Source organism: Hymenobacter montanus (assembly GCF_014699115.1).
GTDB lineage: Bacteria > Bacteroidota > Bacteroidia > Cytophagales > Hymenobacteraceae > Hymenobacter > Hymenobacter montanus.
The window spans coordinates 88,636-110,947 of record NZ_JACXAD010000004.1 but is presented as its reverse complement, the minus strand read 5'-3'; the positions used below and the strand labels follow the sequence as shown (position 1 = coordinate 110,947).

General features: G+C 57.5%; 7 protein-coding genes and 4 tRNA genes. 6 read left to right on the top strand and 5 right to left on the bottom strand.

The features are described 5' to 3' along the window. Positions 1-2 precede the first annotated feature (2 nt). From IC235_RS04705 to IC235_RS04685, 5 genes are all read left to right on the top strand, one after another. Positions 3-3,167 (top strand): non-ribosomal peptide synthetase, encoded by a 3,165-nt coding sequence (locus IC235_RS04705; RefSeq protein ID WP_191004021.1) that lies wholly within the window; start codon positions 3-5, stop codon positions 3,165-3,167. Positions 3,168-3,187: 20 nt separating this feature from the next. Beyond that, on the top strand, positions 3,188-7,681 hold the full coding sequence (locus IC235_RS04700; protein ID WP_191004020.1) for a non-ribosomal peptide synthetase: 4,494 nt from the start codon (positions 3,188-3,190) through the stop codon (positions 7,679-7,681). Between the two features lie 300 nt (positions 7,682-7,981). Then, on the top strand, positions 7,982-16,453 hold the full coding sequence (locus IC235_RS04695) for a non-ribosomal peptide synthetase (protein WP_191004019.1): 8,472 nt from the start codon (positions 7,982-7,984) through the stop codon (positions 16,451-16,453). Between the two features lie 33 nt (positions 16,454-16,486). Beyond that, on the top strand, positions 16,487-17,515 hold the full coding sequence (locus IC235_RS04690) for a TauD/TfdA family dioxygenase (RefSeq protein WP_191004018.1): 1,029 nt from the start codon (positions 16,487-16,489) through the stop codon (positions 17,513-17,515). 70 nt (positions 17,516-17,585) lie between these two features. Further along, the gene (locus IC235_RS04685; protein ID WP_191004017.1) at positions 17,586-19,226 is read left to right on the top strand and encodes a cyclic peptide export ABC transporter; all 1,641 of its coding nucleotides are present in this window, start codon (positions 17,586-17,588) and stop codon (positions 19,224-19,226) included. A gap of 222 nt (positions 19,227-19,448) precedes the next feature. Here IC235_RS04685 and IC235_RS04680 read toward each other — a convergent pair whose 3' ends face one another. Beyond that, positions 19,449-20,102, bottom strand: a complete 654-nt coding sequence (locus IC235_RS04680; protein WP_191004016.1) for a 4'-phosphopantetheinyl transferase family protein — start codon at positions 20,100-20,102, stop codon at positions 19,449-19,451. Between the two features lie 643 nt (positions 20,103-20,745). On the opposite strand from IC235_RS04680, the gene IC235_RS04675 reads away from it, so the two are divergent. Continuing rightward, positions 20,746-21,840 carry a helix-turn-helix transcriptional regulator gene (locus IC235_RS04675; RefSeq protein ID WP_191004015.1) on the top strand — a complete coding sequence of 365 codons (1,095 nt, stop codon included), beginning with the start codon at positions 20,746-20,748 and terminating at the stop codon, positions 21,838-21,840. A 143-nt stretch (positions 21,841-21,983) separates the two neighbouring features. Here IC235_RS04675 and IC235_RS04670 read toward each other — a convergent pair. The 4 genes from IC235_RS04670 to IC235_RS04655 form a co-directional block, all read right to left on the bottom strand. After that, positions 21,984-22,067 (bottom strand) — tRNA-Ser (locus IC235_RS04670). Positions 22,068-22,072: 5 nt separating this feature from the next. Then, positions 22,073-22,155 (bottom strand) — tRNA-OTHER (locus IC235_RS04665). Between the two features lie 5 nt (positions 22,156-22,160). Then, positions 22,161-22,230: transfer RNA gene (locus IC235_RS04660), tRNA-Cys, on the bottom strand. 7 nt (positions 22,231-22,237) lie between these two features. Then, a tRNA-Phe gene (locus tag IC235_RS04655) sits at positions 22,238-22,309 on the bottom strand. Between the last annotated feature and the right edge of the window lie 3 nt (positions 22,310-22,312).

Here is a 22,312-nt window from a genome sequence, read left to right as displayed (position 1 = left end):
TAATGGATATGTACAACCACTTAGCACCTCATCAGCCAGATGAGACCTTACACGGCTTGTTTGAGAAGCAGGCCGCGCAGCGCCCCGACGAAGTGGCGCTGGTTTTTCAGGAGCAGCAAGTAAGCTATCGGGAACTGCAACGGCGGTCCGATCAAGTAGCGGGCTTCTTAATCGAGCGCGGCGTTAAGCCGGGCGAGCTGGTAGGCTTAATGCTCGAGCGCTCGGTCGAGCAAGTAGTCGCTCTCCTGGGCATCCTAAAGGCAGGGGCCGCTTACGTGCCGCTCGATCCGGCTTACCCAATGGAGCGCAAGCGGATAATTTTACAGGAGAGCGCCTGCCGGGTGCTCATTGCTAATCCGGCTCATATTCAGGGAGAATTGGCAACCGTACAGCTCGTGGATGTCAATTCAGCGGCCGTGATGAACGGCCGGGCTAAGCCGGCTGTGCCTTCCACCGGGGCCGACCTAGCCTACGTCATTTATTCGTCGGGGACAACCGGGCAGCCCAAGGGAATTATGGTTGAGCACGGCTCCCTGATCAACCTATTGCGCTACTATAATCGCCGCTATTGCATTAACCAGGACACCCGGATTCTTCAGGTAACAAACCTGGTTATCGACATTGCCTTGCAGGAGATTTTTAGCAGTCTGATCAATGGCTTGACGCTCTACATTCCTACGCAGGAGATGATCTTCGACCGGGAAGCCTTGCGGGGTTTTATAGCGACCAACCAGATCAGCTTCGTGCAGGTAATCCCCGACACACTCAGGGAATACTTTCTGGAAGGGGAGCGCCTGGAGTCGGTGACCACCCTCTTATGCGGTGGGGATAAGCTACCCGGAGAATTACAGGACGCAATTGTCGCCAAGGGGTATCCCTTGTACAACGTATACGGCCAGACGGAGACTACCATTGATGCCTTGGTCAGTCAGTGCACAACAGGAGTTCAGGGCTTTGATGAGGTGGTGGACAACTGCCAGGTGTACGTGCTGGACGACCAAATGCAGCCCGTGCCGGTGGGGGTGGCGGGTGAAATCTGCGTGGGCGGGGTGGGGGTTGCCCGGGGCTATTGGCAACAACCAGCTCTCACCCAGGAGAAGTTTATTGAGAATCCCTTCGCCGAAGGCCGGCTTTACAAGACCGGGGACCGGGGGGTAATAACCTGGGAAGGCCGATTGGAATTCCGGGGCCGACAGGATGAGCAGGTTAAGATTCGGGGCTACCGCATCGAATTAGGAGAAATTGAGAAAGCGTTGCTGGGCCACCCGCAAGTGCGGGAAGTAGTAGTGGTAGCCCAGGGCGAGGCAGAAGAGGAAAAGTACTTGTGCGCTTACTACACCCTGCCTTTAGCCGACGCGGGCGGGCGGCCAAGCGAAGAGCTGCGCGAATACCTGCAGGGCCAGCTACCGGGCTACATGGTGCCAAGCTATCTGGTAGAGCTGCCGCAACTGCCGGTCAATGCCAACGGAAAAATTGACCGCCGGGCTTTGCCCTTGCCCGACAAAACTCAGCGCAGCAAAGAATTTGTGGCCCCCCGTAACGAAATCGAGCAACAGCTGGTCGAAGTGTGGGAAGACGTGCTGAAAGTAGCGCCTATCGGTCTTAACGATAACTTCTTTGAGATCGGGGGCGATTCTATTAAAGGCATTCAGGTAGTGGCCCGGCTACACCAGCAAGGCTTTAAGCTCAGCGTGGCCCACCTGATGCAGTTTCCGCGCCTGCGGGAGGCGGCCTTGCAGGTGCAGCCCTTGACCATTGCGCTGGATCAGGGGCTGGTGCAGGGCGACGTCAAGCTCACGCCGGTTCAGCAATGGTTTTTCGACTTCCGCTTCACCGACCCCCACCACTTCTCAATGGCTTGGATGCTGCACCGGCCCGAAGGGTTGGACGAACAGCACGTTCGGCAGGTGTTAGAGGCCCTGGCTTTGCACCACGATGCCCTGCGCATGGTATATCGACCGGAGCAGGACCAGGTACGGCAGCATAACCGGGGCCGCGAAAGCGCTCCCTACGACTTACGGGTGGTAACCGTGCAAGGCGCCGAAGACGAAGGCCGGGCCATTGAACAGGCCGGCACGCAGCAGCACGCAAGCATGGACCTGGCCGCGGGCCCCTTGCTGAAAGCCGGGCTATTCCGGGCCAGTGATGGCGACCATCTGCTCCTGTCTATTCATCACTTGATTATGGATGGGGTTTCCTGGCGCATTGTGTTGGAAGATTTTGCCACGGCTTACCAGCAGCTGCAGCAAGGACAAGCCATTCGCCTACCCCCCAAAACCAGCTCTTTCCAGCAGTGGGCCGCGGCGGTGCACGGGTACGCCCACAGTCCGCAGCTGCAGGAAGAAGTCGCCTATTGGCAGCAGGTTGAGCAAGACTTACAAGCCCTTACTCCGCCGGGGCAAGCGGTGGGAACCACGGCCGACCTGGCCTTGGAGTGGATTAGCCTGAGTGAGCCGCAAACGCGCCGCCTCCAGCACGAAGTCCATCAGGCTTATGGCACGCAGATGAATGATGTTCTACTAACCGCGCTGGCCCTGGCCTTGTGGGAGTGGACTGGGCAAGACAAGCACATCATTATGCTCGAAGGGCACGGCCGGGAAGAAGTAGTGCCGGGAGTGGATGTCAACCGAACAGTGGGGTGGTTTACAGCGCACTTCCTGCAGCCCTTGAACGTGAAATTTCCCCACGACTTGTCGTATCAATTGCGCTCTATAAAGGAGCAGGTAAGGCAGGTGCCCCACAAGGGAATCGGCTACGAGATCTGGCGACACCTGTTGAGCCGGGAGCACCCGGCTGAGCGCCCGTACCCCCTGGTGGATTTTAACTACCTGGGCGAGTTTAACGAAAGCGATGTTGCAGCGGGCCTGCAGCCTTCTCCTTACTCAGTGGGCATTACGACCAGCCCGGCCAGTGAGCTGGTAACCGATATCGAGCTAGTAGGCAGTATCCGGGCCGGAAAATTGACCTTACGCTGCCACTACAATAGCAAGCGGTTTGAGCAAGCGTCAGTGGCACACCTCCTGGAGCGGTTACGCGAGCAGCTAAGCAACCTGATCGACCACTGCATGAACCAGATGCAGCCCGCCTTGACGCCTTCCGATTTCAGCGCCAATGACTTGTCGCTCGACGATCTGGCTCTGTTGCAAGGCCAGTTCAGCAATTTCTAAAAGCTCCTAACTCTTTCTACATGCAGTCTACCATTGAGGATATCTACTCGCTATCCCCCCTGCAAGAGGGAATGCTGTACCATCACCTGGCCCAGCCAGACTTTGACGCGTACGTTTCCCAGTTTGTCTACACCCTGGAGAGCGACTGGCAGCCGCCCCACTTTGAGGCGGCCATGAAGGCCCTGGTCGCCAAGCACCAAGTGCTACGGACCGTGTTTGCCTACGAGAAAATCAGTAAGCCCCAACAGGTTGTGCTTAAGCAGCGCGAGGTGCACGTGCGCTACGAGGACTGCTCGCCGCAAGCCGCCGATGAGCAAGCCCAGTTTTTACAAGGCTATTACGCCACCGACCGCCAACGGGGCTTTGATTTGTCGAAAGACTGCCTGTTGCGGCTCTCCGTGATCAAGACTGGCCCGCGGACGCACAAGTTGGTGCTCACCCATCATCACATCATCGTCGACGGCTGGAGCTTTCCCTTGTTGATCGAGGACTTCACCCGGCTCTGCCAGTTAGCGCAGCAGCACCAGCCTTTACCCACCACCGCCAGCCCGCCCTACAGCCGCTACATCAACTGGCTGAAGCAGCAGCCCCGGCAGCTGGCGTTAAACCACTGGCGGGAGTATCTGGCGGGTTATGAGGAAACCGCTTCTCTGCCCAAACTCACCCCCCAGGCCAGTTCCCATTTCGAGCTCGGGAAGCACAACCTGCGATTTAACCAACAAACCACGGCTCAGTTGCGGGCCCTGGCCATCGGCCAGCAAACGACGCTGAGTACTGTGTTTGAGGCGCTGTGGGGGCTTGTGCTACAGCGCTACAGCGGGAAGGACGACGTGGTATTCGGACGAGTTACCGCCGGCCGGCCGGCGGAGCTGGTTGGAGTCGAGCAGATAGTGGGCTTATTCCTCAACACGGTTCCGCAACGGGTCAGCCGCCAAGGCAGCGCGACGTTCCTGGACCTGCTGGCGAAGCTGCGCGACCAAAGCCTGCGGATGCAGCCGCACGAATACGTAGGGCTGGCCGATATCCAGCAGCAGAGCCCGCTCAAGGGGCAATTGCTCGACCATCTGGTTGTATTTGAGAACTACCCGGCTGGTAGCGGCGCGGAAGGGCCCGCTGAGGAGTTCACCTTACAGTTGGAACAGGGGGTTGAGCAAACCAACTATGATTTTACGGTAGCCGCCATTCCCGGCGAGGAGCTAACGATAAGATTGGAATACAACGCCAGCCAGTACAGCGAGGCGCTGGTCGGCTACATCGCCGCCTATTTGGAGCACCTGGCTCATACCATTGCGCAGGAGCCAGGCATCGCCCTCAACTCACCCTCGCTAACGGCTCTGCTGCCGCAGGAACAAACGCTGTTGCAGCAGGTGAATGCTACGCAGGTCGCTTATCCTGACAACAAAACGGTGCAGCAGGTTTTCGAGGAGCAGGCGGCCCAGACTCCCGATGCCGTAGCGGTGGTGCATGAAGACCAGCAACTGACGTACCGGGAGCTGAACGAGCAGGCCAACCAGCTGGCTCACGCCCTGCGGGCAAGGGGAGTAGCCAGGGATACGGTGGTGGGGCTGCTGGTGGAGCGCTCCCCCGACATGGTCGTTGGCATGCTGGGCATTCTGAAGGCCGGCGGCTGCTACCTCCCCATTGATCCGGCTTATCCTGCCGAACGAATCAGCTATGTACTGGTTGATAGCGCGGCCCGGTTAGTAGTCAGCAGCGGCGGGATCGCATTGGAAACCCAAGAAGTACTGCGCTTAACTGATTCCGTTGTTCAGGAAGCCAGCAGGGACAACCCGACGCTGGTCAATCAGCCCACGGACCTGGCTTACATTCTTTATACCTCGGGTACGACGGGCCGGCCCAAGGGCGCCCTGATCGAGCACCGCGGCCTGATCAACCTGGCCTTTGCCTACCAGGCGGCGTGGGGACTTAACTCCTCAGACCGGGTGCTGCAGTTCGCCTCCATCAGCTTCGATGCCTCTACCTACGAGATTTTCATCACGCTGGCCGCTGGAGCCGCGCTCTACCTGGTGCCCCGCGCTACCATCGAGGACTACCGCGCCTTCGAGCACTACCTCAACCAGCACCGCATCAGCGTCGCTACCCTCCCCCCTACTTACGCTGCCTACCTTGAGCCCGCCCGGGTGCACACGCTACGCGTGCTCAGCACGGCCGGCTCGGCCAGCACCCCGGCCCTGGCCGAGCGCTGGCGCCAGCAGTTGACGTACGTCAACGCCTACGGCCCGACCGAGGCCAGCGTGGCTGCCACCCTCTTCCCCTACACCCGCCACGAGCTGCCCCTGGCTTCCCGATACGCTTCGGTGCCCATCGGCAAGCCCCTGGCCAACGTGCAGGTCTACCTGCTCGATGCCGACGGGCAACTTGTGCCCGTCGGCGTGCCCGGCGAGCTCTGCATTGGCGGAGCCGGCGTGGGCCGCGGTTACCACCACCGCCCCGAGCTGACGGCCGCCAAGTTCGGGCCCAACCCGTTCGGGGCGGGACGGCTCTACCGCACGGGTGACGTGGCCCGGTGGCTGCCCGATGGTAACCTTGAGTACCTGGGCCGGCAGGACGAGCAGGTCAAGATTCGGGGCTTTCGCATCGAGCCCGGTGAGGTCGAGCAGGTGCTGCGCCAGCACCCGCGGGTCCGGGAGGCAGTGGTGGTCGCCCGGCAGGAAGCCGGGCAGCCGGAGCCGTATTTATGCGCCTACTTCGTCCCCCAGCCGGGAGAACCGGCCCTCAACGGCGAACAGGTGCGCGCTTACTTGAACGACCAACTCCCGGCTTACATGCTCCCGGCGTATTTCGTGCAGCTACCGCAGCTGCCCCTGAATACAAGTGGTAAAATAGACCGGAAATCGTTACCAGCCCCGACTAAACAAGGCGACACCACAGATTTCATCGCCCCCCGGAGCGAAGTTGAGAATAAGCTGGCGCAGGTATGGCAGGCTGTGTTAGGGGTGGCCCAGGTAAGCCGGGATGATAGCTTTTTTCTGCTGGGCGGCGATTCCATTAAAGCTATCCAGGTGGTTTCCCGCTTGCAGCAGCAAGGCTTGAAGCTGACCGTCACGCACCTCATGCAGCACACCGTGCTGAAAGTAGCGGCGCTATACGCCACGCCACTGGATGCTCAGATCGACCAGGGCCTGGTAACGGGGCCGGTACGGCTTATCCCCATTCAGCAGTGGTTTTTCGAGCAGAACTTCGTGGATGAGCACCATTGGAACTTTCCCTGGGCCCTCCACGACCAGCAGGGCTTTAAGGAGGCCTACGTGCAGCGGGTGCTACAAGCCCTGGTTCTGCATCACGACGCCCTGCGGATGGTGTACCGGAAGGAACCATCAGGAATCATTCAGCACAACCGGGGCCCGGAAGGCCCGCTGTACGAATTCCGGCAGCTTGATGCCCGGGGAGCAGCTGATCCGCAAGCGCTTATCACCGAAGCCGCTACTGCCTTGCAGAACAGCATTGATCTGGCGGCCGGGCCTTTGCTGAAAGCGGGCTTGTTCCGAACGGAGCACGGAGACTACCTGCTCCTGGCCGTCCACCACCTGGTAGTGGATGGGGTATCGTGGCGCATTCTGCTGGAAGACTTTGCCACTGCTTACGCGCAGCTCAGCCAAGACCAAGCCATTAAGCTGCCCGCCAAAACCACTTCCTTCCAGCAGTGGGCCGAACAGCTACATGCCTACGCCACCAGGGGCCGGCTGCGGGAGGAGCTGCCTTACTGGGAAAAGATAGAACATCAGTTGCTGACCGCAGCCCCAACGAAGCATATGGGTACCGGTGCCGACGCCAAACAAGTGGAGGTTCGCTTGACCGCCCAGCAGACCCGCCAGCTGCAGTACGAAGCGCATCAGGCCTACCAAACCCAGATGAACGACCTTCTCCTGACATCCCTGGCCCTCGCCCTGCGCACGTGGGACGGCCAGGCGCAGCACGTGATTGCGTTGGAGGGGCACGGCCGGGAAGAAATAATTGAGGGAGCTGATCTGACCCGGACGGTAGGCTGGTTTACTACCCTGTTTCCCTTCGTGCTAAATGCGCCTTCCGGCGAAGACGTATCGTACCTGGTGCGTCAGACCAAGGAGCAGTTACGGCAGGTGCCCCACAAGGGCATCGGGTACGGCCTGTGGAAATACTGGTACCGCAAGGAGCCCTCAACCAGGAGCCACCCCGAAATAAGCTTTAACTATCTGGGCGAGCTTCCGGCGAATGAGGCGGTGGCCTACTCGTTTGGTCTGGCCGGGAGTGAGCAGGCCGAGCTAACCTATGCCTTGAATCTGAACGGCATGATTCAGGGCGGGGAATTAGCATTCAGCTGCCAATACAATAGCCAGCAATACCCCGCCGACCAGATTACGCAGCTGATGGAGCAGTTCCGAGAACAACTGCTGCACCTCATCGAGCATTGTACCAGCCAGGAGGAAGCCGCCTTTACTCCTTCGGACTACGGGACCACCAGCATCGATATGGAAGAGCTGAGTGATTTGGAAAACAGCCTGGCTGACATCTAAAGTGGTTTGTAGTCGGCGCGGCCGGGGGCCTCACGTGCCCCCTGCGGGGCAGACCCCGGTTCGCTTGATGCGCGAAGCCGCAGGAGAGGGGAGCCTGACGTTCACTATACGGACACGGAGCTGAAAATCGCTCTAAGACGAAAGGTGGCAAGACTTCCCGCTCAGAGCATTTGGCTTACCCCCTCCCCTTTCCTAAACGACTAGCTCTAAAGCCCTGGCACGACTACGTCCGCTTGCGGGCTCCCTCGGCGCATTCTCAAATCAAGCACTACGGCTTCCTCAGCTTAACTCATTGACGAAATGGAAAATAAAGTTATCAAGACCAGTCCGGAGAAGAAAATTGAAAAGCTTCTTGATCTGTCTCCTTTGCAGGAAGGCATCCTGTATCATCACCTGGCCGATGCTGCCTCGCTCGCTTATATTCCCCAGGTTATTTATAACATAGCGGGCCCCTGGGAGCCGCGGCACGCCCAGGCAGCCCTGGATGCGCTGGTTGCCCGGTTCGAGGTGTTGCGCACGGTATTCGTGCACCAAAAGCTGAGCAAGCCCCAGCAGGTTGTCCTTAAAACCCGCCAGGCTAAGCTGCGCTACGAAGACCTCACGTACCTCCCGGCGACGGAGCAACCGGCTTACCTGCAACAGTATGCCGAGGACGACCGGCAGCAGGGATTTGACCTGGCCAAAGACTGCCTGCTGCGCGTGTCCCTGATTCGAACGGGCCAGAACGCCAGCAAATTGGTGTGGACCTATCACCATATTATCCTGGACGGCTGGAGCGTCCCGCTGCTGCTCAACGAGTTTATTCAGTTCTACCAGCTGGCCAGCCAACGGCTACCGTTAGTGGTTGAGCCGGCCCCCGCGTACAGCCACTACATCGACTGGCTGAAAAAGCAGCCCAAGCAAGAGGCCCTCACTCACTGGCAAGCTTACCTGGCCGGGTATGAGCACCCCGCGGGGCTCCCAAAGAAAACGGGGACCGGGCGCCCCGGCTACCAACTGGTGAAACACACGCGCTGGCTGAGCAAACCGGTGACGGATGCCTTGCGCGCGTTAGCCAGAACCCACCAGGTTACACTGAGTACGGTGTTCGAGGCCCTCTGGGCCCTGGTGCTGCGGCGCTATAGCGGTCAGGACGACGTGGTGTTCGGGCGAATTAGCGCGGGCCGGCCCGCCGACCTGGCGGCAGTAGACCAGATTGTGGGCTTGTTCGTCAACAGCGTACCGGTACGCGTCAACTGCCAGGATTGCCCGACGTTCGCCGAGCTGCTGACCCAGTTGCACACCGACCACCTGCGGATGCAGGCCTACGAGCACGTGGGCCTGGCCGAAATTCAGCAGCAGAGCTCGCCTAAAGGGCAATTGCTGGACCACCTGGTCATGTTCGAGAATTACCCGGTTGTGCGGGCTACTCCGGAGCAGCACGGCCAGGCTGATTTCACCCTGTCGGCCGAGGCGAGCATTGAGCAGTCGAACTATGACTTTGACGTAACGGCTTACCCGGGCGAGGAGCTGATGCTGGAGCTGGCCTACAACGCGCAGGTGTACGAGGACTGGCTGGTGACCCATATCGGGCAGTACTTCGTGCAACTGGCCGAAACCATCGCCCGCGACCCTGAGATTTCGCTGCGCGATGCCGCCATTACCGCCCTGCTGCCGCACGAGCAGGCGTTGTTGCAAGCCGTGAACATGACTGGGCGGGCCTATCCGCAGGAAGATACCTTGCCCGACCTGTTTGAAGCCCAAGCCGCGCGTACCCCGCACGCCATTGCGCTAGTAACGGACGAGGGGCAGCTTACCTATCAAACCCTGAACGAACGGGCCAACCAGGTAGCGCACTACCTGCAAACTCATTACCAGCTCCAGCCCGACGACCGGGTGGGGTTGCTGCTGGGCCGTTCGGCCGATCTGGTAGTCGCCCTGTTGGGGATCCTGAAAGCCGGCGCGGCTTACGTGCCCGTCGACCCAGCCTATCCGCGGGAGCGTAAGCTGGCCATTCTGCAGGAGAGCGGATGCCGGGCGCTGCTGACGGAGCAGTTACACCTGGCCGAGGCCCTCCATTCCGCAGCCGTAGACCTCGCTACCATTCCCCGGGGGGAGCGGAGCAACCCGCCGCGCACGACGCAGCCCCAGCACTTGGCGTACGTGATCTACTCTTCGGGCACCACCGGCAAGCCCAAGGGCATTATGATCGAGCACCGTTCCATCGTGAACCTGCTTTACTACTACAACGAGAAGTACCAGCTCCGCCATACCGACCGGCTGCTGCAGCTCACCAACGTTGTCATCGACATTGCCTTGCAGGAGATGTTCTCCGCTTTCATGAATGGCTTGCCGCTGTTCCTGCCCAGCCAGGCGCTGGTCTTCGACCCGCCGGCCCTACGCCGCTACATCCGGGAGCAGGGCATTACGTTTATCCAGCTCATTCCCGATACCCTGCACGAGTACCTGGCGGAAGGAGAGCGAATCGAAGAGCTGCGAATAGTGCTGTGCGGCGGCGATAAGCTGCCGGAGAAATGGAAGGAGCTAATCGTAGCTAAAGGCTACCCCCTGTACAACGTGTACGGACAAACCGAAACCACCATTGATGCGCTGGTAAGCCAGTGCCAGGTGGGTAAAAACGGGTTTGAGGAGGTGGTAGCCAACTACCAGCTGTACGTGCTGGATGAGCAGCAGCGACAAACCCCAGTGGGGGTACCCGGCGAAATCGGCGTGGCCGGCGTGGGCGTGGCCCGCGGCTACCTTAACCAGGCAGAGTTGACCAGCGAGAAGTTCGTGGATAACCCTTTCGGCGACGGCCGTTTGTATAAAACGGGGGATCGGGGCCGGTGGCTAAACGATGGCACGCTGGAATTTGTGGGACGGCAGGACGAGCAGGTAAAAGTCCGGGGCTACCGCATTGAGTTGGGCGAAGTAACCAAAGTGCTCTTGCAGCAGGCCGAACTGCGGGAAGCCGCAGTAGTAGCGCAAGCCACTGATTCGGAAGATAAGGCCTTGTGCGCCTACTACGTCCCTAGCGCAGATCATCCGAAGGTATCGGCTCAGGTCTTGCGTAAGCGGATGCTGGAGCAGCTGCCCGACTACATGGTGCCGCAGTATTTCGTCGAATTGGATCAATTGCCGTTGAATGCCAACGGCAAGCTGGACCGGCAAGCGCTGCCCCTGCCCGGCCGGAGCCAGGGCCACACCGGCTACGTAGCGCCCCGTACGGCAGCAGAAACCAAGCTGGCTGCGATCTGGCAAGACGTGCTCAAAGTAGCACAAGTTGGGATCGATGACAATTTCTTTGAGCTAGGAGGGCACTCACTGAAGGCCATTGCGTTGCTGGCCAAAGCGGGCAAGGAACTGCAGGTAGCCTTGTCCATCCGGCAGCTGTTCGAACAGCCCACTATCCGGCAACTGGCGGCCTCCTTCGCCGGGCAGATTGCCGCTGAGCCGGTTGCCTACGCCATCCCGCCGGCGCCGGAAAGCCCGTTTTACCCCTTGTCCTCGGCCCAGAAGCGGATGTACGCGCTGTATGAGCTTGATCGGGAGAGCACGGCTTACATTACGCCTTCGGCCTCAGTGATTGAGGGAGAAGTAGACGTTGCGCAACTAGAAAAAGCCTTTAACCAGCTCATTGCCCGACACGAATCGTTGAGAACCTCCTTCCACCTCGTCGACGGCCAGGTGGTGCAGCGGATTACCCCCCGAATTTCCTTCTCACTGGCCTACGAGCAGCGCCCGGAGTGGGAGGTAGCGGGTCCGGAAATCCAGCAAGTGGTCAGGGAGTTCACCCGGCCCTTCGACCTGACGCAGGCCCCCTTGCTCCGGGCCCGGCTGTGGCGGGTGAAGCAAGGGCCAGGCGTGGCCCACATCCTGCTGGTCGACAAACACCACATCATCACCGACGGCGTTTCGGAAGAGATTATTGACCAGGAATTAGCCCGGTTATACGCCGGCCAGGAGCTGGCGCCCGTGGCCTTGCAGTACAAGGACTACGCCGTGTGGCAGCAAAGCCAGCTCACGAGCGAACGAGTAGCCCGCCAAAAGCAGTACTGGCTGGAGCAGTTCCGCGACGGGGTGCCCGTGCTGAACCTGCCAACCGATTACGCCCGGCCGAAAACCAGGAGCTTCCAGGGCAACTACGTCTTCTTTCGCTTCGATGAGCAGCTGACCAACCAGCTGAAGCAACTGGCCCGGGACGAGCAAACCACGCTCTACGTGGTGCTATTCACTCTTTTCAAGACCCTGCTGCACCGCTACACGGGCGAAAAGAGCATCGTCGTAGGGTCAGGGTCGGCCAACCGGACGCACGCCGACCTGCAGGAAGTCGTCGGCATGTTCATCAACATGCTGGTGGTAAAAACAACCCCGGAGGCGCCGCAGCCTTTTGTCGAATACCTGCGGCAAGTGCACCAGGCCACCCTATCGGCTTTCGACAACCAGGACTACCAATTCGACGTGCTGGTGCATGAGCTCAAAACAGCCCGGGACGCCTCGCGTAATCCCTTGTTCGACGTGTCCTTTGTGTTGCAGAACATCGAAGAAGCCAACCGGGCCGAATCGGCGCTTACCCTGACGCCCTACCAGCACGCCGACACCTTTGCTACCACCCGGTTCGACCTGCACCTGGAGGCTTGGGAGAGCAACCAGCAGCTAGGCCTGCGGCTGGAGTACAGCACCGAGCTATTTAAGCCCGCGACGGCCCAACGAATGGCTCGGCATTTTCAAGCCATCGCGGAGCAGGTCACGGCCAATATCCGGGTTCCGCTAATGGCCATTGAACTGCTCTCCCCCACCGAGCAACAGCAGTTGGTAGCGGAGTTCAATGATACACCAAGGGTTCAACCAGCGGCGGGTACAATCCATGAGTGCCTGGCCCAGCAAGCGGCCCGCACGCCTCAGGCGGTAGCACTGGTTTACGAGGACCAGCAGCTTACCTATCAGGAATTAGATGAGCGGACCAACCAGCTGGCTCGCTTCCTGGCAGAAGAACAGCAGCTGCGGGCGGAAGAGCCCGTGGCCCTGCTGGTAGATCGTTCGCCGGAAATGATCATCGGCATGATCGGTATTCTGAAAGCCGGCGGCTGCTACGTTCCCCTCGATCCGCAGCTGCCCGAAGAGCGGCTGCAGCACGCCCTGGCCGATGCGGCAGTACGAATCGTGCTGTCCGGCAAAGACCATGTGCGCTTGTTGAACCGCCTGCAGTGGGAAAGCGACGTCCGGACCTACGTATGCCTGGATACGGACGACGTTTACGCGGAAGTGGAAAAGCAGGGGAATGATCTGATGAGCCAGCAATTATGGGATTACATCGGTGAAGAGGCTGAGAATGCCATCATGGGCGGCGGCTGGAAGAGCAGCTACACGGGCGAATACCTCAGCGAGCCGGAAATGGCGGAGTACGCCGAAAACATCTTTCTCAAGCTCCAGCCTTACTTGCACGCCCACACCCGGATACTGGAGATTGGCTGTTCGTCCGGCCTGAGCATGTTCCAGCTCGCGCCCCACGTGGCTCACTACTGCGGGACCGATTTATCGGGCGTGATTTTGTCGAAAACGCAGGAGCGAGTAGAAGCCGCCGGGTTCCGCAACATCCATTTGCACGTGCTGGCGGCCCACGAGATCGATCAGCTGCCCGAAGGCGGATTCGACATTGTGATTATCAACAGCGTGGTTCAGGCCTTCCTGGGCCACCACTACCTGAGGCAGGTAATCAGTAAGTGCGTCGACAAGCTGTCGGATCGAGGGCTCATCTTCGTGGGTGATGTGATGGACCAGCGTAAGAAGGCGGCCCTGGCGGCCTCGCTGGAAGACTTTAAGCAGCAGCACCAGGCAGCGGGCTACGTCACGCGGACGGACTTGTCAAAAGAGCTGTTCATCGACCAGCGCTTTTTCGAAGACCTATTGCAGGAGCAGGCCGCCCTACAGCAAGTTGAGTTCTCCGAGAAAATCCACCAGATCCGCAACGAGTTAACGCAGTTCCGGTACGATGCGCTGCTGACGGTAGCTAAGCAGCAAACCGCTTCGCCCGCCCGCAAGCACAAGCAGCAGCTGGACCGGCGGGCCGTAGCGCGGCATAGTTCAGAGCAAGTCGCATTCAAGGGCTCGCCCACTCAGCTGGCTTACCTTATTTACACCTCGGGTAGTACGGGCCGGCCTAAAGGAGTGATGGTCGAGCACGGCGGGCTGGTTAACCATGCCATTGCCTACCAGCAGGCATTTGGGCTGACGCCCACCGACCGGGTCCTGCAATTTGCCAGCCTCAGCTTTGATGCTTCGCTGTCGGAGGTTTTCATGGCCTTCGGGTCGGGGGCCAGCTTGCACATGGTGCCGGCGGCCACTATCAGCAACTACCGCGATTTCGAGGAGTATCTTACCCGGCAGCGCATTACGGTTGCCACCTTGCCACCGGCTTATGCGGCACAGCTCAAGCCTGGTCGCCTCCCCCATTTGCGGGTATTACTCACCGCGGGTTCGGCCAGCAGCTTTGCGCTGGCCAACCTGTGGAAGGAGCACGTGACCTACATCAACGCCTACGGGCCGACCGAAGCCAGCATCGCCGCCAGCTTCTTCCACTGCCCGCCTGGGGCCGCGCTCGAACAGCAGTATGCCTCCATTCCCATCGGGCGCCCCATCGCTAACGCGCAGGTGTACATCCTGGATGAGGAGCTGCGGATTCAGCCGCTGGGCGTGCCGGGCGAGCTGTGCATCGGCGGGGCCGGAGTGGCCCGGGGCTATCTCAACCAGCCCGTGCTTACCCGGGAAAAATTCATTGCCAACCCCTTCGCTGCCGGCCGGCTGTACCGGACGGGAGACCTGGCCCGCTGGCTGGAGGACGGCAACCTCGAATACCTCGGCCGGAAAGACGAGCAGGTGAAAGTCCGCGGCTACCGCATTGAGCCGGGCGAAATCGAGCAGGCCCTGCTGAATTACCACGGGGTGGCTGAGGCTACCGTCGTAGCCCGCCCGGAGCCGGACAGTGCGGACCACTACCTGTGCGCCTACTACGTACCGACCGATACTACCCGGCCGGCTTTCCCGATAGAGGAGCTGCGTGTTCATCTGCTCACCCACCTGCCGAAGTATATGCTCCCCGCCTATTTCGTCCGGCTGGATGCTATGCCCGTAAACGTCAGCGGCAAGGTTAACAAAAAAGCTCTGCCGGAGCCCGACAAAGGCTACGCCGCAGTCGCCTACGTGGCCCCCCGCACTAAGGCGGAAAAAGCCTTGGCGGCGGCTTGGCAGAAGGTGCTAAAAACGGAGCGCGTGGGCCTTGAGGATAACTTCTTTTTCTTCGGCGGCGACTCTATTAAAGCCATTCAAGCCATTGCGCACCTGCAGCAGCAGGGCCTCACCATCACCATGGCCAAGATGTTTCAGCACCCCGTTCTGGGAGCGCAGGCCGAACAGGTCGAGCCCATCATCCGGGAAGCCGAACAAGGCCCCGTGGAAGGGGTAGTGAAGCTGACCCCGGCTCAGCAGTGGTTCCTGCACTTCAACGGGTCAGACAAAGGGAACCAGCATCTATTCTGGTGCCTGTACCAGGCAAAGGGCTTCGACGAACAGCACGTGACGCAGGCCCTGCAAGCCGTAGTGCGTCATCACGATGCCTTGCGGATGATCTACCGCGACGATAGCGGAAAGATAGTACAGTACAATAAAGGCCCGGAAGCTTGTGACTTATTCGAGTTGCAGGTAGTGGATGTCCGGGGGGCCGCTTCGGAAGAAGAAGCCATTCGGCACGCCGCCGAACAGCTGTACTCGAACACCAACCTGTCGACCGGTCCGTTGTTCCGCCTGGGCCTGTTTAAAGCCAGCGTCGGCGACCACCTGTTCTGCTTTGTTCATGAGCTGGTAGCCGATGGAGTAGCCATCCAGATCATCGTGGACGACCTGGCAAAAGCCTACCACCAATTGGAGCAGGGGCAGGCCATCCGTCTACCGAAAAAAACCACTTCCTATCAGCAGTGGGCCGAAGCCTTGCACCGCTATGCGTTTGGCTCGCAGCTGGCCCGGGAGGCCGCTTACTGGCAGCTAGCCGATGAGGTGATTAAAGAAAACACCGAGCCCACCGCTGGCCTTACCTCCAAAGGCGTTTGGGCCGATATGCAAGAAATTGCGCTGCCCCTGAGCCGGCGGCAAACCAAGCAATTCCAGCAAGAGGTTAACCAGGCCTACCAGACCCAGAGCGGCGACGTACTGCTCACGGCCCTGGGCCTGGCGCTGCGGGCCTGGAACGGGCACGACCGGCAGGTGATTGCGATGATGGGTCACGGCCGAGAAGAAGTTATTCCGGGGGTTGACGTGACCCGGACAGTCGGCCAGTTCACAACGAGATACCCGGTTCTGTTGGAGTTACGTGCGAACGGCGAATTTGCCGACCAGCTAACCCACACGAAGGAACAGCTGCAACGAGTCCCGCATAAGGGCATTGGGTATGAGCTATGGAAATACATCCATAAAAACGAAGTCCCGGTTTACCCGGAAGTGCTGTTCAATTATTTAGGGGATTACCTCGGAACCGCGTCGGCCGAGCTGGCGCAGTTCGACACACCGATCTATTCGCCCCGGGATCCGGTCAGCCCGGCCACCGAATTGCTATTCGATTTGGATATGAGCGGCATTATCATCGACGGGCAACTACTTCTTAAATGCCGGTACAACCCAAAACGAAGCGACGAACACCAAGTGCGGCAGCTCATGGAGCTGTTCCGGCAGCAATTGCTTGACCTGATCGAGCATTGCACCACTCAACAACTACCACTTACCGCGGCTACCGCAAGCCGATAAGTTCATTACCACCTCTCCCAACCTTTCCAATCTATGAATTCTACCTATTCGACCATGGAGGCCCCTGCGCTAAAGGCGGCGGCCGCCAAAAAGGCCCCTCAGGTGCTGCAGCTTACCCTGGCTGAGCAAGAGCAATTGCAATACGTAGCAACTGTTCTGGCGGCGCGCTACATCCACGCCGAAGTGCCGGCCTTCGTCCACCGGGCCCGCATCCTCGCCGGTGAGCTGCCCCCCCGGCTGCTGTCGTACCTGCACAACTTCAAGTATGATGAAGACAACTACGGCGTGTGCCTCATCAAAGGCTACCCGATTGACGATGTTGCGATAGGCCCAACCCCGGCCCAGCTAAACAATCAAATCTATTCGCTGAATGCCGTGCGGGAAGAAATGCTGCTGGTGTTGTTCAACTCGGTATTAGGCGATTTGATGAGTTGGAGCACCCAGCGGGAAGGCCGATTAATCAACGACATCCTGCCGATAAAAGGACACGAGCAGGAGCAATTAAGTACGGCCAGCAACAGCACGCTGGAATGGCACATCGAAGAAGCGTTCCACCCCTGCCGGGCCGATAACCTAAGCTTGCTGTGCTTGCGCAACCACGACCTGATCGCCACTACGTTTAGCTCCATGGCTACTATCGAGCTGCCGGATAACGTGAAAAGGGAGCTGTTTCTCCCGAAATACATCTTTGAAGCGGATAAGAACTTCAACTCCCCTGCTTTTCGCTTGCAGGATCCCGCGCCCGTGCTCTTCGGCGATTATGCCGCCCCGTATTTGCGGATTGACCCTGCTTTTATGCATCCTATCGCGGGGGATCAACCAGCCGCCGAAGCCCTGGCTCTGCTTATTGACCTACTAAACAGCCAGCTGGAGGAAGTAGTGCTCGAAGCGGGCGACTACTGTTTCATTGATAATTACCGGGTTGTTCACGGGCGTAAGCCTTTCACTGCCCGCTACGATGGCCAGGACCGCTGGCTGAAGCGCGTACTGGTGACCCGGGATTTACGCAAATCGAGAACCATCCGGAAGAATGCCGCTTCCCGGGTGCTGCTTACCAACTAGTCGTCATTAAAGAACAGCTGCTCTGCTGAAGCATTCGCTTCGCGCGACCCATCCGCTTACTTATTTTAAGATGAAGCTAATCAAGTTTCTGAAGAGGCATTCGCCTTACTTCACGTACCAATTATTCGCGATCGGGATAATGGCCGGGCTGGCCGAGACGGGGGCTATCGCCATCATCAACGAAGTAATTCGAAGGAGCCCGGCCGGTACTGACTTTTACCCCAAACTGTTACTCGGGTTTGTAATTGCCGTGACGGCTTACATTTTCATACAAAAGTATTCTCAGCAATCCCTCATAAAGCTGGCCGAGAATATTATCTGGAAAGCGCGCCTTTCGATTATTGACGACGTCCGGCAATCTGATTTCGAGCAGTACGAAAATTACGGCAGCACGAACATCTACACGGCCTTGAGTCGCGATGTTGGCCGAATCTCCGAGTTTGCCACCTTGCTGCCAAGCGCAGTTATTGCCCTGGTTACCACCGTTGGCTGCCTGGGCTACCTGCTGTGGCTCTCCTGGGTTGGCTTTGTTTTTACGGCCCTGATTATCGGCGTACTGGTGGCCATTTACTTCCTGCAAAGCAAGCGGGCGGTCCAGGATATAGAAGAAGCCCGCCGCGTAGAAGCCACCTTCTTCGAGCATCTCAACGATCTGTTAGCCGGGGTTAAAGAGGTTAAGATGGATAGCAGCCGGAACAGCGACTTATACACCGGCTACCTAAGTCTATCCGCTCGAAAGGCGGAAAAAATACTAGCCAAGAGTAACATCAGCTTCGTTACTATTTCCATTATTTACCAGCTGTCATTCTTCGTTCTGGTCGGCTTAGCGATTTTTCTACTTCCATTTTTGAAGATCAGCTTTTTCGCCAACACCTCTCAGTTTGTATTGGTCATTCTCTACATGATTGGGCCTATTCAGGGGCTAACCCAGATCATTCCTACTATCTCGTTCTCTAATGTTGCGGTTAAGCAAATAGAATCGATAACCCAGGAAATAGCCTCTATGAAGGAGGTTCTCAAAACCGAGCCCCCCACCTGGGCCAAACAGCACCTCGCCCCTATCGTCTTCGACCGCGTCTGCTACACGTACGAAAACAAGCAGGAGCGCCGGGGCTTTCAGCTGGGGCCGTTAAGCATGAAGATTAATCCGGGAGAAATCGTTTTCATAAGTGGCGGCAATGGGTCCGGGAAATCTACCTTCGTCAAGCTCCTGACGGGTTTATATCGCCCCACCGAAGGCACTATCTGGGTGAACGACCATCCGGTTTCCGCCGATAGCCTTCAGGCCTACCGGGAGCTTTACGCGCCTATCTATACCGACAACTACCTCTTTAAGCGCTTATACGGCCAAGCCGCGGTTGACCCGGCCAAAGTCAATGCCCTAATTCAAAAGCTTGGGTTGGCGAACAAGGTCACCTTTGTCGATAATGCTTACAGTACGCTGGACCTCTCCCAGGGGCAGAAGAAGCGGTTAGCGCTGATTTCAGCGCTCATGGAAGACAAGCCAGTTTACGTTTTCGACGAATGGGCCGCTAATCAGGACCCTGAATTTAAGGAGTACTTTTACCGGCAGCTGTTACCTGAGCTAAGCGACGCGGGAAAAACGGTATTCGTCATTACGCATGATGATCGTTATTTTTCCGTAGCAGATCGCCATTTCCATATGGAAGCTGGTAAGCTACTCGAAAATCAGGTTGTTACTCTTAGCTGAGTAACAGTCAGCAATAGAGCCGAGGGAAAGCAGTAATCTTAATGTTTAAGTACTACCGGCCGGTTTAATACCTGAGCTGATGCTCAGTGGGCAAACCCGAAACTATCGCGCACAATAATACCCGAGCCGCGAAGCTGGGCACTTCAGCGACTGCCTGCTTCACGTTCACCCGTGAGTCACCATGAAAGAATGTAGTACGTACCCGCTCATCACCTCGAAGCTTTATTCAGCATTCAGCGCATGGAGATTGATGCTTCGGATGGCTAATTGTTCAAGAGGATGAGAAGCAGTCAGCCAACAAACAGCTGAGGGGTCGATATGAATAGGTTTAAAAAAGTACTCTGCACCCGCGTATGAAGTTCTATCCGATAACACATCTAATTCGTGCAGAGGGATGTTTAACCCGGAGCCCTCGGCTTTCACAATAGCTTCTTTTTTGCACCACAACGAATAGAATAAAGCAATGGGGTTGACAGCTGAAGTCAGCGCCACTGTTTCGGAAGCCGTGAACTGCGCTGTAAAGTCTCGTATATCAATTTCACGCACCACCTCTACATCTATCCCCACTGCTTTCTGTTGATCAACTGCGCAGATTATATAGGGCCAGGAGTGGGTTATGTTGAAATAAGGGCCATCGCTAAGATAGGGCTTGCCAAAGCTGGTGTATTTGATCTGCGACAACAGATTACCTGATAACCCATTGTCAAGCAGGGCCTTTTTCAACAACATTCTGCCAATCAGACTTGCCTGCCTATCTTCCCACTGCCTGAAGCTATTTATTTTGCGTTGCAGATCTGCAGGCATTTGCGAATAGAAAGAGTTAAAGAGACTCTCCTTAATTGGCTCGGTTACCACTGCGTACAACACGGTTGTCATGGTTTACTAAGATAACACGGGGGCTAAAGCGTCATACTACTTCCCCATTATACCGTAGGCAGTATATAAAGAAGTGATATAAGCAAATATACTCCTCCGTTTTAAGTGCTATCGGCGCAGCAAACAAAGCGAGCATAGCTACCAACTACCGCCGCCGCCTGAAAAGGCCAGGAATCAGCGGGAATGGGTTCTCTTCATAAACTAGCTTAAGCCAAGTAATAATACCCCTAGGTAATGCTGATTCAGATTCCAGAACAGCCAGCGCTATGACGATGATTTGGACAATTCTTTTAATCAGGACAGACTCACAACTGCTAGCGTTGGACCATCCTATTGTCGAAGACAGGTCGAATATGTTAAGCTTATGTTTCCTCAATCTGGACTTAATAGGGGCCTATTTTGTTAAATTTAGAACATTTTTAAGTAGAAATAAATATTGTTCAATAATTTTATATGAAATTCAAAGTCTATTAGTTAGCCATAGTTATCCGAAGGTTATCGACATACGTATCTTAGTATTCCCTATTGTTGAGTTTATAGTCTGTAGACAGGCTGAGCGGATCTGATTTCACATTGCACAAATTTCATTACAGCTATGCAAAGGATACTATCAATAGTATCAGAGTGGATGGTGATATGCAGCTTGCTCCTCATAGTTGGTAGAAAAGAAGCTCTTGGGGCGTCTCCAAAGAATATAGACAGCCTGCGAGTAGCTCTGAACAGTACCACGGCCGATTCGACCAGGGCGCGGCTCCTATGCCAGCTTTCCTTCGCGTATCTGCCGATAAATACGGATAGCGCCCTGGGCTTAGGGCAGCAGGCCCGACGCCTGGCCCACCGCACCTGGCAACCTTACTGGAAGGCTAAGGCGCTGGGGCTGCTGGCGGCTGCTTACCAGGAGCAAGGGGAGCTCTCCCTGGCAGTTAACTATCAGCGCCAAGAAACAGACCTGTGGCAGGCAATGCACCATACCGACAAGCACCCCAGGGCCCTGCGCCAAGCAGCCGGCCTTGATACTGGTTGTTTGCTGCTCAACTCAGCCGAAGCGTACGACAATGTGAAGCAGTACGAGAAAGCACAACAGGCCGCGCTCACCATCAGCGATAAAATGATGCTCTTGCTGGCGGCGCTGGCTGGCACATGGCTGCTAATCCGGCAGCGGCGCCTGCGGGCGGAGCGCGACAACGCCGAGCTACGCGCCTATCAGGCGGAATTGCAGACTCAGCAGTTGCAAGCGCAAGAAGAGCTGCGGCAAAGTCAGTACGCCCTGGAATTAAAAAACAGTGAGCTAGCTAGCCTGGTGCTGCAAGTAAGTGGCAAAGAGCAACTGGTAGCCGACGTGAAGGAGGAGCTACGTGCGGTCGCCCAGAAGACGAATGGGGTGGCGCAGCAACGCCTGCAGAAGATGTATCAAAGCCTGACGCTGAATGCTCAATCAGGGGCTAACCGCGACTATATGCAACAGATATTAGAGCAGGTGCACCCCCGCTTTTTCGCTGCCCTCCAACAGCGGTGCCCCAGTGTAACGCAGAGTGACCGGCGGCTAGCCGCCCTGCTTCGACTACACTTTACCACCAAGGATATTGCTGGGATACTCAATATTTCGGAAGATGGAGTGCGCAAGGCCCGCTACCGCCTGCGCCGCAAACTAGGCCTCGCGGCCGAGCAAGAGCTATCGGCTTTTCTGTATACGCTGGACGAGGAAGCCACCCCGAATGAGACCTCTATGCCAGAGTAGCGAAACAAACAGTCTGTACCCCGGAACCGCAGAGTCTGCCCAAGGCCTTGCTACTAGCTTGTACAGTGGCGCTGGTCAGCTACCAGCAGCCACGTAATGCGGCATTTCGCCTGCTTCCCTTCTTCAGGGCAGGGTAGGTATTGTAGAGAGTATGAGATTCGAACTCATGAGTCAGTTTCCCGACCACAGTTTAGCAAACTGCTCCGTTACCACTCCGGCAACTCTCTAAGTGAGGAGGGTAAAGGAGTCGAACCCTTATACCGAAGCATAGCACAGTTTTCAAGACTGCTTGACCGCCACTGGTCGCTACCCTCCTTGCAAGTCACGAGCTAGAATCGAACTAGCCCCCTGGCTTTGCAAGCCAGCGCCCCGCCGCGGAGCATTCGTGACCATAAAGTGGACTGGGCTGGTATCGAACCAACATCTTCGCTTTTTCAGAGCGACACATAGACCTCTATGTTACCAATCCAAT